Annotated in this window: 13 protein-coding genes; 5 read left to right on the top strand and 8 right to left on the bottom strand. The window is 46.8% G+C overall.

Annotated elements, in window-relative coordinates; genetic code table 11:
- Positions 1 to 91: 91 nt before the first annotated feature.
- Positions 92 to 802, bottom strand: a complete 711-nt coding sequence (locus BCT27_RS24910; protein WP_102309458.1) for a cation efflux transmembrane domain-containing protein — start codon at positions 800 to 802, stop codon at positions 92 to 94.
- A 188-nt stretch (positions 803 to 990) separates the two neighbouring features.
- Between BCT27_RS24910 and BCT27_RS24905 the strand changes: the two genes are divergently transcribed.
- Entirely contained in the window at positions 991 to 1,875 is an 885-nt protein-coding gene (locus BCT27_RS24905; protein WP_102397112.1) for a LysR family transcriptional regulator, read from the top strand.
- 99 nt (positions 1,876 to 1,974) lie between these two features.
- Positions 1,975 to 2,895: a M14 family metallopeptidase gene (locus BCT27_RS24900; protein ID WP_102397111.1), complete on the top strand. Its 921-nt coding sequence runs from the start codon at positions 1,975 to 1,977 to the stop codon at positions 2,893 to 2,895.
- A gap of 54 nt (positions 2,896 to 2,949) precedes the next feature.
- Here BCT27_RS24900 and BCT27_RS24895 read toward each other — a convergent pair whose 3' ends face one another.
- Positions 2,950 to 3,924, bottom strand: a complete 975-nt coding sequence (locus BCT27_RS24895) for a DMT family transporter (protein WP_241908650.1) — start codon at positions 3,922 to 3,924, stop codon at positions 2,950 to 2,952.
- A 163-nt stretch (positions 3,925 to 4,087) separates the two neighbouring features.
- On the opposite strand from BCT27_RS24895, the gene BCT27_RS24890 reads away from it, so the two are divergent.
- Entirely contained in the window at positions 4,088 to 4,996 is a 909-nt protein-coding gene (locus BCT27_RS24890) for a LysR substrate-binding domain-containing protein (protein WP_102397110.1), read from the top strand.
- A gap of 127 nt (positions 4,997 to 5,123) precedes the next feature.
- Here the strand turns inward: BCT27_RS24890 and BCT27_RS24885 are convergent, their stop codons facing one another.
- The 4 genes from BCT27_RS24885 to BCT27_RS24870 form a co-directional block, all read right to left on the bottom strand.
- Positions 5,124 to 6,899, bottom strand: coding sequence for a hypothetical protein (locus BCT27_RS24885; RefSeq protein ID WP_102397109.1), 1,776 nt, complete (start codon positions 6,897 to 6,899; stop codon positions 5,124 to 5,126).
- Positions 6,900 to 6,998: 99 nt separating this feature from the next.
- On the bottom strand, positions 6,999 to 7,985 hold the full coding sequence (locus BCT27_RS24880) for a hypothetical protein (protein ID WP_102319391.1): 987 nt from the start codon (positions 7,983 to 7,985) through the stop codon (positions 6,999 to 7,001).
- Positions 7,986 to 8,448: 463 nt separating this feature from the next.
- Positions 8,449 to 9,177, bottom strand: coding sequence for a MipA/OmpV family protein (locus BCT27_RS24875; protein WP_102319390.1), 729 nt, complete (start codon positions 9,175 to 9,177; stop codon positions 8,449 to 8,451).
- 409 nt (positions 9,178 to 9,586) lie between these two features.
- Positions 9,587 to 10,741, bottom strand: a complete 1,155-nt coding sequence (locus BCT27_RS24870) for a porin family protein (RefSeq protein ID WP_102319389.1) — start codon at positions 10,739 to 10,741, stop codon at positions 9,587 to 9,589.
- A gap of 366 nt (positions 10,742 to 11,107) precedes the next feature.
- Here BCT27_RS24870 and BCT27_RS24865 point away from each other — a divergent pair, with 366 nt between their 5' ends.
- Positions 11,108 to 11,353: a hypothetical protein gene (locus tag BCT27_RS24865; RefSeq protein WP_102319388.1), complete on the top strand. Its 246-nt coding sequence runs from the start codon at positions 11,108 to 11,110 to the stop codon at positions 11,351 to 11,353.
- Positions 11,354 to 11,623: 270 nt separating this feature from the next.
- Here the strand turns inward: BCT27_RS24865 and BCT27_RS24860 are convergent, their stop codons facing one another.
- Complete coding sequence (locus BCT27_RS24860; RefSeq protein WP_102319387.1) at positions 11,624 to 11,926, bottom strand: DUF3861 domain-containing protein; 303 nt, start codon at positions 11,924 to 11,926, stop codon at positions 11,624 to 11,626.
- A 68-nt stretch (positions 11,927 to 11,994) separates the two neighbouring features.
- Positions 11,995 to 12,498 carry a DUF2798 domain-containing protein gene (locus tag BCT27_RS24855; RefSeq protein WP_102397108.1) on the bottom strand — a complete coding sequence of 168 codons (504 nt, stop codon included), beginning with the start codon at positions 12,496 to 12,498 and terminating at the stop codon, positions 11,995 to 11,997.
- 102 nt (positions 12,499 to 12,600) lie between these two features.
- On the opposite strand from BCT27_RS24855, the gene BCT27_RS24850 reads away from it, so the two are divergent.
- Positions 12,601 to 13,029 (top strand): MarR family winged helix-turn-helix transcriptional regulator, encoded by a 429-nt coding sequence (locus BCT27_RS24850; RefSeq protein ID WP_102319462.1) that lies wholly within the window; start codon positions 12,601 to 12,603, stop codon positions 13,027 to 13,029.
- Positions 13,030 to 13,102 lie beyond the last annotated feature (73 nt).

Here is a 13,102-nt window from a genome sequence, read left to right as displayed (position 1 = left end):
AAAAACGGCCGCTTTCGCTGCCGTTTTCGTTGTTTTGCATCGCTTACTTCGCACGTTTTTGCTTTTAATGCGAAGTAAGGATATCAGTGAGTCAAGCCAATACACCGTGACGGTGTGCGCTTTCGCGCTGCTGAGCTAACGCCATCAAACGTTTCACTGAATCTTTAATCATTTTCACAGGCACAGTAGCAAAGTAAACCGAGGCCAAAATCACCATCATTGGGTCTGCATACACGGCGTATTCACCGTAGCCTGTCATCATCAAGCCCCAAGCCACCAAGAAGCCAACCAGAACCGCGGCACTGATAACAGTGTCCATCAACCATTGGCTAGATTCCGCTTTAAGAATGGTTGAAGCCCCCTTGCTTGAGTGTTTCTTAATAGCAAGGTACGTGGCCAAACAACCCGCAACGTTTACCACACCAAACACGAGTGCAAACCCTGCATTCACATCTCGCCCGCCAGTAAACAGAGCATCCAATGCAGAAGCGAAAGACACCACACACACAATCGCGACAGCGAGGCCTTTAATTAATACAACCAGTGATTCGATTACCGCCGCTTTTTGCGCAGAGACCGCTTTACCTGACGTTTTGTTTTTCGATGCTGGTTTGCTGATGTAAATGGTTGCTGCTAACGCCATCAAAGAAAGTAATAAACTGACTAGCGAGTAAGCACCGTCGAAGACGATAACCATAGATCCAGCCCAAATACCGAGGCCGATTCCAAGTGCTGCAAAGCAAAAACAAGCAAAGGTAGAAAATTTCAGTAAGTTACGTTCTTTCGCATATTCATTCGACATAAATCCCCACAAGGTGACAAATTTTTTGACTGTAGCGCTATCTTCGAGCGCTTGAATGACACCATAACGCCAACTTTTTAATTCACAGAGTTGCTGAGCGACAACTTTTTTGTCGCTAATGCTTCCATCTAAAACATTTAGAGCTAGAATCATTTAGCGCTCACAGGGAGTGAAAATGGGGAATTCTTATGAGAAGCAGTCAGATAGCCATGTTTTTGAGTGCCGTCGAAACAGGGTCCATTGCAGGTGCTGCGAGAGCGCTCGAAAAAAGTCGAACCACTGTTAGTGCTGCCATTGGCGCTCTGGAAGATAATCTTGGGGTTGAGTTACTTTCTCGCTCAGGAAACAGCGTCATGCTGACCGATGCGGGAAGGATGATCCACGATGACTGCGAGCGATTGCTGCAAGCGTCCTTCGACATTGAAGCCAAATGCCGACAATTCGAAAACGGCATCGAATCTGCCTTACGTATCGGCCGCGACGACGCCCTGCCTGAAGCATTCTGGCGCGCGACGATGCGCGAAATTCGTCAGCGCTTCCCGGATTCGAGCGTGTCCTTGTATGTCGCTCCGCCGCCTGAGCTTTATGAAATGGTGGATGAGAACATGGTCGATGTTGCGTTCGGCTTGTTGCCCGAAACCCGCGCCTTTGGTCGCATATCTTCCAAGAAGCTCGGCCAAGTGCGAATGATGTCGGTAGTGCATAAAGATCACCCTCTCGCCGCCCTTAAACGCGTGTCTCGTGCCGATTTGGAATTACACACCGAGGTAACGCTGGCCTACGTCGATGATGAAGGTTTGAAAGCCCTTGACCCCATTTCACCCCATTACATTGCACTGCCCTTTTATGAGCATTTGCGTGATGCGGTATTGGACGGTTCTGGCTGGTCAAACGTGCCCTCAATGCTACTGCGCAAATACCTGCGAAGCGGCACCGTTCAAGTGCTTCGCCATGCCAGTGCAATGCAGTGGCAGCCTTATGGCGAAATCACCGCCAGCGATGCCCGTCGCGGCGCGTTAACAGCCTGGCTATCTGACCGACTTGAAGCCTTTTTGATAGAAGAAGCTGAGTAAAGTCTCACCACTTGAGCAAGCCCACATTGAATTCTGGTTGCTACCCTCAACACGGGTGGTAACCTCGCTGGCATAACAGCAACATATGAAGGACATTTCATGAGCACATCAAACAGCTTCCCAATTGGCACACCAGGTCAACCTTGGGGCAACGAAGAAAAAGCACAGTGGCTAGCAACAACCAGCATCAAACGCAGCTATAAAGACGATGTTCTCAGCAAAATCGACGCACTTCGCGACCGCTTTGATGTAACGCAATACGGTGCGTTGTCCATCGACCCAGCGCGTTACCCGCAATTTGGCATTCAAAGCCGCAACTTTGATGCAAGCAAACCCACCATATTGATCACAGGTGGCGTGCATGGTTACGAGACCAGTGGTGTTCATGGCGCATTGAAGTTTTTAGACAGTGAAGCCGACGCATTTGTTGAGCACTTCAACTTTATCGTCGCGCCGTGTGTCAGCCCTTGGGGTTACGAAACCATCAACCGATGGAACCCGATTGCTGTCGATCCTAACCGTTCATTTGTAGACAACAGCCCATCAGAAGAAGCCGCCAATGTGATGGCCTTCGTGAAAGGTTTAGGTGTTGAAGTTTTCGCCCATATCGATCTTCACGAAACCACTGACACGGACGAATCTGAATTCCGCCCTGCTCTCGCAGCCCGTGATGGTAAAGACTACGAAGAAGATATCGTGCCTGATGGCTTTTACACCGTGGGCGACACGGAAAACCCAAATTCCGATTTCCAGAAAGCCATTATCGATGAAGTGCGCACGGTAACGCACATTGCCCCTGCTGATGCAGACGGCAACATCATTGGGTCTCCAGTTCAGCAAGATGGCGTGATTAACTATCCATTGGCGTCGCTTGGCCTGTGTAACGGTTTCACCGCGTGCAAATTCGGCACCACCACCGAAGTGTATCCAGACAGCCCGAAAGTCACTGATGAAGAATGTAACGACGCACAAGTCGCTGCCATTCGTGGTGCGTTGAAGTATTTGATTGCAGCTAAATAAGACGACACGTGAGTTTGCGGTATCGCAAACTCACTCTTCTTGCATCACGCCTTGTTAGCAAGTTTGTTTTTTCTTACCAACCAAAGCCCCACCGATTTGTTGCAATGTGAGCCCATGGTTCATAGCAAAACCCGCAAATAAAATCGCTAAGATACCCATCGCCATCCAGCCCGTAATCGCATTGCCATACACCCAGTAATCAACCAACACAGCGACAACGGGGTAGATATACGCCAATACCGCCAACATGGAGGTTTCGAGCTTTTGAAAGGCGCTATACATAAAGATGTACATGATGCAGGTATGTAAAAGCCCTAGCGCGAGTAACCAGTACCAATGTTCTCCCGCGACGGGGACATCATCGAGCGGCGCGATAACAAACAAGATCAACGCGCCAATACTCAGTTGTATAGTCGCAATCAAGTGCGGCTTAATATGTTTAAGTTGGCGAGTAATTAAGGTTGTTATTGCATATAAGCACGCTGCGGAAATCGACAACAGCACACCAAACATAAAACCCTCATTGGCTTGGCTCACGTCTAGCCCGACTATCATGACCACACCAGCAAACGCCAACGCAATCCACAGCCAATTTTGGATGGCGAACGTTTCGCGCAAAAAGACCACGGCGAGTACCATGACGAATATCGGCTGAACATGGTAAGCCACGGTGGAAACGCCCATAGGTGCGTAACTGAAAGAGGCAAAGAGCAGACACCAGTTAGCGACCAACGCTATCCCTCCGGCGAGCGTTAGAAACCAATCTTTTCTGCTCAATGATTCAAACCGCAAATACCCACGAAGCCCTGCATAAGTGCCAAGAAACAACACGCCAAAAAGACATCGATAAAACACGACATTCAACGCGGATTGCCCCGATTCACTGACGAAAACCCCGAGGGTGCCAGATAACAACATGGCGAACACCATTTCAGCTTTTCCCCACTTTGCCCCTTTCTTCGTTCCTTTCCTCGCTCCGTTCGTCGCCCCTTTCATCACCCCTGTCTCAGTCATTGATTTGTTCATCATGACGTATTCCCTCACCCGTTAAGTACATGCAGTCACCCTAACGAGCATTAGATTGTTACGATATTTATCAAAACTAAGCAGTATTAAGCTGGGCTTAACGGCGTGTAAAAGCAGTGGTTTAACGATAGAGTGAACGTATCTAGGGAAGGATAAACGAGCAAACATGTATCAAGACATTCCACCGATGAACGCCCTCGTTTCTTTCGATGCGGTGATCAAAACAGGCACAGTTGCCGCGGCAGCACAAATGCTTAGCATCACGCCATCCGCCGTTAGCCAGCGCATTAAGCAGCTTGAAGCTTGGTTTAGAGCGCCATTGTTTTATCGCCATCAGGGAAAGCTCGCCTTAACGGATGTTGGACGACAGCTCGCGGATTCAAGTACAAGTGCCTTCGACCAATTGCTCTCTGTCACCCATCAATTGCGCTCGAGTGCAGCCAGCAGTGACATTACGATTAGCGCCCTTTCCTCGTTTGCATACTTGCGATTAATCGAACACTTACCCGATTTTTACGCTGCCTATCCCACTTTCAACGTGAATATCGAAACAGATAACACGCGTGCGGACTTCCGAACACATTCCCTTGATCTTGCTGTTCGCTACACCTACAACCCAACGCAAGAAGGCCTGAGATTCGACAAGATAGCCGATGAAACCGTATTCCCTTGTGCAAGCCCAGCACTCATGGAGCAAGTAGGCACGAGGGATCTCGCCGCTTTGATCGAAGCCTCATCCATGATTGTCGATCTCAGTCCGCAATTGGTGAACGTAACACCAGGTTGGCAACAATGGCTTGGTGAGTATGAAGGTAACGTCAGCGATAGCTGTCGGCAATTGCGCTTCAATGAATATCAATTTGCAGAGAATACTGCCGTGGGAGGTCAGGGCGTGATTTTAGCGCGAAGTGTGCTTAGCCAACGCGCTATCGCACGTGGGGATTTGGTGGCACTTTCGGACAAATCACTGCCTTCCGCTTCGAGCTATTACTTGGTGTCTCGAAAAGATGTGCCACTCAAACCGCCAGCTCGGGAGTTTTCTAAGTGGTTCTTGGATGTATTCAGCCGCGGATAAGATACGGGAAATGCAGTATCCGAATGCCCCTCAACCAAACAACTGAAGGGCAAACACTCTAATCATTCAATACGTCGAATACATTGAGAGCATGAACGAGGTGCAGAATTGCGCACCTCCTGATGAATTAAGGCTTTCCAGCAAGGTATTGATTCGCCAATTCCAGCGTCGATTCACTGACCCCTTCCATTTCTATGACACGACGAGCTAGCGACATATTCATGGCTGATTCGTCGGTATGGCCGACAAGAAATTCGAACAAGAGATCGCGCGTCGGTGCTAAGACATCCGCATCTTCAATGCGATGACGCAGTTTCGCCTGATAGCTTTCCGTTAAGGCAACAGACGCCTCTTGATTATCAAGCCCAGTAGCAATCGTACGCACCACGCTTGGGTGAGAGTCATTAAGCATTTGGGTCATCAGCTGCGAACGCATATCAGGATTCTTGCTCAAGAGCTTAGCGGCCAGTTGACGTTCGTCTGAAAAAGAACTGGTGAGATACGGAGCGACTTCCGCATCTAAGGCATTGCTTCCTAGATTGTTGGCGGCCAACAACGAGAGATACCCGTCTTTTTTCGACACTAACGCCTCCGACAAAAAAGCCGTCACTTGGGGAGTTAAGCGTTCATTCTGCTTACCGAGAATACCAATATTCAACATCGCCGTTTGTGCCAATACCTGGTTATCATCCGTTAGCATCGACTCGAGTGCTGTCAGGGCGACGGTGCTATTCACATCACCCATCTTTACCATCGACATCATTGCGCGAATACGGTCTGTTTCTTCGATGCTTTCGTCTTCAATCAATGCGGATAGAATAAACTCACCTTCCGCTAACCCAGATCGTTCCAACGAAAAAATGATGTTTGAGCGCATACTGTCGGTCACGTTTTCCGAAAACATCAATTCACGTACGAAGCCTAGCCCTTGCTCTGCGGCATACACGCCCAATATTTCAGCGGTGTCCAAGTTTGGATTACGATCAAACACCACCAGCGTTGACATAAATGCTTCCGGCGTTTGAACAACAACCTCGCTCTCTTGACGGTTGAAAAAGACGGCATAACCTGTGTTTGCATTCACGCTAAAGTTCGCCAACAACAAAACATCATTTTCAGCGGCAATAGGCGTTACCGTAATGCTCTGATCAAGCTTGAGTGGCTGATTTTCCATCATTAACGTTTTCGACACACGGTTCTCCAATTGCATGGGGAAACCCGATTCATCAATAGTGAGTAACCAACTGTCACTTTGAGACAAGGTATCGTAACTTGCAGATGCTGACTGATCACTGATTAACGTACGCGAGACCTTGCTGCCTTTTGTGGCATAGTCATACGTACGTTCGCCGTCCGGAAAAGCTATCGTGTGAGTTTCTGGGTAGTAAGAAAGTTGCTGCAATAGCACTGGGACAATGTTGAGTGGATGCTCTGGTTGCAATCCGAGCAATGACACGTCATGAAACGCCCCGTCTCGGTATCTATAAGTAAATCCCATCACCGCAGGCATCGCTGTTTCTGGGTTTTCAGATTCAAAACTCGCATCATAAACAGCCCCTTTTCGCGGCGCTTCTTCCCTTTGAACGCGGGTTTTATCGTGATGAAGAACAAATTTCAACGAGTTCGTAAAGTGCGCAAGCGCTTTGCTATCGCTAGTCAGCGTGGACACGATCACCGCCTGATAAGCAAGAGTCTGTTTACCTTCCTCTGTGACAGAAAAATCTCTCTGACTGGATGGAGACAATACCTCTCCTTTCTCTTCATCTTGATTGTCAGCAGACACAACAATCACTTTTTTCGGTAAAGGTGTCCCGCGTACGGCATCGTGACTATCAAAAACATAAAACTCTAAAAGCAACACCGCGGACAACGGCAGCATTAAAAGTCCAATCGTCTTTTTCATTATTTACACATCTCTCCAAGTTGACATATAGATGCCGAAGCCCAAACAACATAAGCATGTCAATGTTCATTAACCTGGCGTTGTTTGGGCTGGTATTATTTAGAAGTACACTGATTTTTCATAAACGGTATGGTCAAATTCATAAATCGGAGACCAACTAATAAGATCGGTTTTCGCATAGAATATTCTCGCAAAACCAAACGCTTTCACGTCACAATACAATCCAATGCTACCATTACCACCTTGTGCATTCGCATTCCATTTCAACTTAGTGTAATACTGGTAATCCTTACCGCTACCGCATTCTCCGCAACCATTATCAGGCTTATAGGCAATGCCTGCTTCAGCAATGGCTTTAGTGCCGGCACTAATTAAAGTAAGTGAACCTTTTACGCCTTTCTCAATGGTTTTAAATATAAGGTTAATACTGGCGTAACCTTTTGCGGTCGCATCACCGGAAATAAAAGGACGAACACTGGCATAAATAAAATCAGGCTGTCGTTTGCCTGCAACATAAATCGGTGTATTCGGTTTGTCATAACCGCCCACTTCTAAACCCGCTGCAAAATCGGCCCCAACCTTCAGTGCAGCACCAACTTTAACACCGAGTCGAAAAACGCCGGCAGGGTCGATGGGAACTTCGGGAATAGGCACTTCAGCTTCAGCAACGGTATGACTGAGGGTTCGTTTCACATCAGCACGTAGCAGCGCTCCACATGTAGGACTTAACGAAAACGGAACATCAGAACCTACACTTAAAGAGAGGTGGAGCCCTCTAACACAGTGAATTTCTTCAGGGTTAAAATTTAGATCCACAGCGCCTAGCACTGACCCTAACTGTGTATTGTGAGGGCCAACGGTCACTGAAAATTTGTTTTCAGTATTACCGATCACTTTTCCGCCACTAAAGGTGACGTAGCCATAACCCTTTCGAGTCTCGATGAAGTTTTTAACAATGTTATGCGTCTTAGCTTTGTGTGTTTTGTTAAGTACGGTTCCCGGGGATAGGCCCACTGCGTGTGCTGTAAATGAGCATAATGATATTACAAGTGTTGCAAATGTTATTGATAATCTATTATTCTTCATTAGAACTTCCTAATTACATATTAAAGTGAAAACTTAATTACGTAAGTCGCCAATGACAGGCAAAGAAATACTAGTTGCCATCAATAAACAATCAAAACCAAGGGTGACAATTAGCTTAAAAACATTCTGACAATGAGATGTTAATTCAACGAAAATATATTATTAAATTAGCGCACATTAATAAAAAACAGTTAATTAATATGGAATAAAGATCTAACGTTGGCGGGAATATTTTACACAGTCATGACAATATTATATCAAAAGGTATATTTAGGACTGTTTATGTTTTATTTCTATCACTTCTTGAGATTTTCATTCCAGAATGACTGCAATCAGTATGGAATGAGCATCATCGTACACCTCATGATGCTCATTGCCATAGGATCGCAGCAATACACGCAAGCGCACTCACCCTCTCGTCTTAAGTAGAAAGTAAGCGTCATCCTCGCAGTCGCTAAGATGCCTAGAACTTATAGGCAGCGCCAATGCTGAATTGCCACCCCACATCTCGCTGAATCAGGGCGCTATCACTGTCATGATGTTCAAATTCAAGTTTACTTAAGCCAATAAAGGCATCAGAGAAATCATAAATACCAATCAACCCGGACTTATATACCCACGTGCTGTCGGCATTAAAGGCATCAAGGCCAGAAGCGCTGCTTTCCCCTACCGAAATACCATAAAGATGATTCGACAACTTCTCATCGCGGTAATCGACTTCCACGTACGGCGACAGTGTGAACTGTTCAAACGGCGTATCAAATGCTCGCCCCAAGTGAAGCTGTACTTCATAGCCATCATGCTCGCCCGTCACGTCATGCAAATAGGTCAAACGCGCGCCAACGGTGCCCAGCGTAATACCTAGCTCCCCATTGCCCTCACGATCATTAATCCCATTCGGGATATCATCGAAATCATTCGATACTTCTGCAAATCGCCACTGACCGGAAATACCCAGCCACGGCAGCACCGAGTAGTTCACCAAGCTACCGTCAATAAAACCGTATTCACCGTTGTAAAACAGGTTTGGCTCCACACCGGCCTTGGTGCCATCACTGGAAAACACCGACTCACCCACGGTCACGCCACCACCAACAAACCCAAAATCCTGATACTTTTCTTGCGCTGATACGTTCATTGAAAGCGCCAACAGCGTCAGCCCAGACAAGGGACTCCAACCTACTCTCATCATCCTTTGCTTCCTTTCGTTTTCTACGCGTTAGATAGAAACAGAACCGACGGCACGCCAAAATATTCCGACGATAGAAAGATGTGCGAAATCAGAGAGAGCTTTGTGAGAAATAGTACGAAGGGGTATCTTGAGTAGGAAGAGTATGTTGTGTTGAAGAAGTATGTTGGGTTGAAAGAGCATGTAGGGTTAAAAGAATATGGTGGGTAAATGTATCAACGAGACCCATACGCCATCGCTTATTCCCCCCAAAGAATAAAAAACAAGCGCTAAACCTCGCCTAGCGCTTGCGACACATAACACGGAATAACCTCACATCATCTGCACGATTTGTGTCTCAAATTGATGGGCAGGGAAAAAGGACTCAATCGCCATTGGGCGGTAGCAACAATACACCGCTGAGGGCGATGAATTAAAAAGTGACCACGGCACCAATAGCAAACGTATTATTTTCTTCCGTTCGACCTTCGTTTACTTCGGTACGGTTGTATTCACCCACCAAGCTCAGATTCGCATTCACTGTATGAAACCAAGCAACGGCATAGTTCTCGTACTCCAATGAGGTCTTTCCTTGGGTTTCAACTTCTGTCTTGCCGTATGACAGTACAAAACGTTCCGCATCAAAAGAGTAAGACCCTTGCAGTAAGTACCCTTCCGACTCGGTTTGCTCATTTGAAATCAATGTATCTAAACCCGCAACATCTCCTAAACCTTCCGTGTTAAAGCCAGAAGCGTTAAACGCTGCGCCGGCATAACCCACGCGAATACCACCGCCGACACCGTTTGAATCGGTTTTGCCAGCACTGTCTTCAGAGCTTTGTGTCACACCATTGATATAGGCCTTAAAATCCACGGCATCGAACGTATTGTTGTATGTGATTTCACTTTCAAAGCGCGGATTATCTTCTGAGCTGGTTGCACTTTTCTTGTTCGGGTCCATGACACCAATAGCGATCTGAACACCCGACATGTCTGGGCTACGATACGTAATTTGTGCTTTCGGGAACGGATAGGTGTAACCCGACCCAATGTTCCCGAACGACACGTTACCGCCATCAATCAATCCATAGAAATCACTCGTCTGACCGTGTCCCAATAACAGTTCGTCCGTCAGAATATTACTGCGCGAAAACAAACCAAAATCTTTGCCGAGCAAGACCTGCCCCCAGTCTGCATCGACCGTCGCGTAAAACTGACGTACGTCGATACCCGAGCGTGTGCCCAAACCTTCTGCGCCACGTTGAGTGTCTGTGTCATTCAATGTCACCCAGAACGATGAACGCGCGCCGATTTTCAAGCCATCATCGGTTTCGGTGTTGTAATTAAACCCAATGTAATTAGGCAGAAAGCCAACACGAACACGCGATTGGTCTCGGCTCACTGTGCCACTGTTTGCATCGTTAAAATCCGCCAAACGGTCAACACTAGAGTGGGTATAAAACACATTCACTAACAAGTCCGTGCTGACAGAGTGTGTGTCGTCTTCGTACAAAGTGACTGCCGCCGTCGCGTTTGCACACATCACCGCCAAACCGAGCGGCAATAAACAATTTGCATGAGTCTTCATCGTGCTAATACTCCCTGTATTTATTGTTAAGATTCACTGCTCATCGCTATCACCACCGATGTTTGAGGATCAGTTATGCAGCGATTTCTCATGCTATCGTTCAGATCAGGGAGCGAATATTGCGCATAAGGACGAATTCCTCTCATCCTTATAGGCACGTACAAGATTCGGTATAAATAGAGTAATGAGTAGGATGTCACCCTAGAAAAAATACAGCTATAACCGCGCGACTGAGTAAGGAATAAGCTAAAAAAGAAGGCGTGATGAAAGAATCGGTGTTGAAGAGAAACGCCGGATTGCCTCACTTCGCATGCCGTGAAATAATCAGATTACAGAACTTCGAAACACAGAAAGAGTGTTGAACACATGTACAATGAAACCGATATCATCGACAACCTACAAGATCTTGAGACCTTCCTTATCGCTGTCGAAAATGGTGGTTTGGGACTAAAAGACGTCGCAGGCGTCGCGCTAGCCACCAATAACTCAGATGGCCGCCCTTTTGTTGCCGTTTTAGGTGACGACCACCAACTGCTTTTGGCGCGTTGGGTAACGCAAGACGTGTTCGATAACGGCAAAGACCTTGTCCGTAATGGCCCTAAAAAGCACTAATCATCGAACGTTAGAAACGAAAAAATAGCGCCAAGTTTCCTTGGCGCTTTAACACTAAGATCAGAATAACCTCACATCATCTGCACGAATCGTGTCGAATAAGGGATCTACTTATGAACGGAGTTCCATTCGTTCGCTAAGATCGCGTGTCTAAGCCTTAGTCATCAGCTTGAACTCAACGAACCGCAACATCATATCGTCCCTTTCCTTCCGCCAATATCGCGCATTAGTAGGATTTAAAACCCTTCTTTCAGATGACATCCGTAAGGCTTATTGATTGCCTTTGACCGTGCTTTTCAAGTTCAGCATGAAGGCTTTGAAGTGCGGCATGAAATCAGCGAACAGTGGATGCTTATGGTGCTCCATCATGGTTGGACCTATCAAACGCAGTGCCACGCCCATTTTGGTCGCAACCGAAGCGTCCAAACCACTTCCTTCCTTTAGTTTCTCAACGACGTTGAACATGTCTTCTCTATCAGTGTGCTCAAACTCCATTGTTTGACCACCCTCTCTATCGCTATCCAGCGCTTCAATGGTAATGCGGTAGCGTTTGTTTTTTCTTGTAGAAGTCATCGTCTATCTCTCTTTGATTCTTAAACCGGCATGGATTTTTAAGCAGCTTGGTTATGTCCTTTGCAAATTTAACTTTTTAGAAAACGTTCAATCTTGGGTTTCACCGTCGTCGAAATAATGAGCATCAAGGTGATCGCGACGGGCAATGCCGCCATAACGGCGTCTAGCCAAGCCTGATAAAATACGCTCTGTTGTTCAAAGCCAACGTTGTTGATCGCGGTGGTGAATGCCATGCCGGATTCCATGATCAGCGCCATGCTCACACCCTCCAGCAAGTTACGCTTTACATCATGTGTATTGGGAAGCAACGCATGAGAAAGTTTTGTCAGTAACGCCATCAATAAAAAACCCACCGGCATAACTGTGGTTGCAGCCAAAAGAAACGAGCTGCCCCAGTCAGTGAAAAAAGTGCCTGTATAGCCGAGATTCATGTAGGTCATCACGCCCGTCAGCGTGCCGCCCATGAAGGTCATCATACAAAGTACAACCAGGATTTTTTGATACAAAGGCGTCTTCGCTTTGTTTTCATCTGGCGTTTGTACTGGGGGTGACATCACATCTTGTGCGTTCATGGTTTGCTCCTGACTTGAAGTGGCGCTCGATTAAGTTGATAATATCAACCATACTGGATCTTGGTTGATATTATCAACCTTTTTTATTTGAGGGCTATGCTCGTGTCAGATCAAAAATCGCTCGACAGTCTGTTTCAACTGGCGCACGCACTTAAACGTAAGATGCTTGAAAATATTGAAGAATTAGAACTGGGCATTGCGCCAATGAATGTGCGCGTGTTGAAAATCATTCGTATGAAAAAAAACACCACGGCCATCGATATCGCCCATCTGCTGAACCGAGATAAAGCGCAAGTCACGCGTTTATTGAATGCACTGATCGAGCAAAATTTGATTCAAAAAGAACCCAATCCCGAAGACAAACGCAGCCAACGCTTGCGATTAACAGAAGGCGGAGAAAAGATCCTTGAACAGATTTCAGGCATAGACATCAAGGTGTTTGAGGCACTGTCGGAAGACGTTTCTGCAGAAGAATGGGACACGTTCACGCGCATTGCAGACAAAATGACGCGGAATCTCGTCGGAAGATAAAGGGGATTAAACGCTGACACTCTCCTGCGTTTTCGCTGAGCATAACCTTCTATACTGTGAACTGAGTAAACGT

Source organism: Enterovibrio norvegicus, from assembly GCF_002876705.1.
Taxonomy (GTDB): Bacteria; Pseudomonadota; Gammaproteobacteria; order Enterobacterales; family Vibrionaceae; genus Enterovibrio; species Enterovibrio norvegicus_B.
Note: the sequence above shows the minus strand (reverse complement) of the source record. Positions and strands in the feature narration are given on the sequence as shown.

Bases quoted from the DNA above. Each gene is read 5' to 3' on its own strand.
- BCT27_RS24910 (WP_102309458.1), bottom strand. From the start codon at position 802: ATGTCGAATGAATATGCGAAAGAACGTAACTTACTGAAATTTTCTACC.
- BCT27_RS24905 (WP_102397112.1), top strand. From the start codon at position 991: ATGAGAAGCAGTCAGATAGCCATGTTTTTGAGTGCCGTCGAAACAGGG.
- BCT27_RS24900 (WP_102397111.1), top strand. From the start codon at position 1,975: ATGAGCACATCAAACAGCTTCCCAATTGGCACACCAGGTCAACCTTGG.
- BCT27_RS24895 (WP_241908650.1), bottom strand. From the start codon at position 3,924: ATGATGAACAAATCAATGACTGAGACAGGGGTGATGAAAGGGGCGACG.
- BCT27_RS24890 (WP_102397110.1), top strand. From the start codon at position 4,088: ATGTATCAAGACATTCCACCGATGAACGCCCTCGTTTCTTTCGATGCG.
- BCT27_RS24885 (WP_102397109.1), bottom strand. From the start codon at position 6,899: ATGAAAAAGACGATTGGACTTTTAATGCTGCCGTTGTCCGCGGTGTTG.
- BCT27_RS24880 (WP_102319391.1), bottom strand. From the start codon at position 7,985: ATGAAGAATAATAGATTATCAATAACATTTGCAACACTTGTAATATCA.
- BCT27_RS24875 (WP_102319390.1), bottom strand. From the start codon at position 9,177: ATGATGAGAGTAGGTTGGAGTCCCTTGTCTGGGCTGACGCTGTTGGCG.
- BCT27_RS24870 (WP_102319389.1), bottom strand. From the start codon at position 10,741: ATGAAGACTCATGCAAATTGTTTATTGCCGCTCGGTTTGGCGGTGATG.
- BCT27_RS24865 (WP_102319388.1), top strand. From the start codon at position 11,108: ATGTACAATGAAACCGATATCATCGACAACCTACAAGATCTTGAGACC.
- BCT27_RS24860 (WP_102319387.1), bottom strand. From the start codon at position 11,926: ATGACTTCTACAAGAAAAAACAAACGCTACCGCATTACCATTGAAGCG.
- BCT27_RS24855 (WP_102397108.1), bottom strand. From the start codon at position 12,498: ATGAACGCACAAGATGTGATGTCACCCCCAGTACAAACGCCAGATGAA.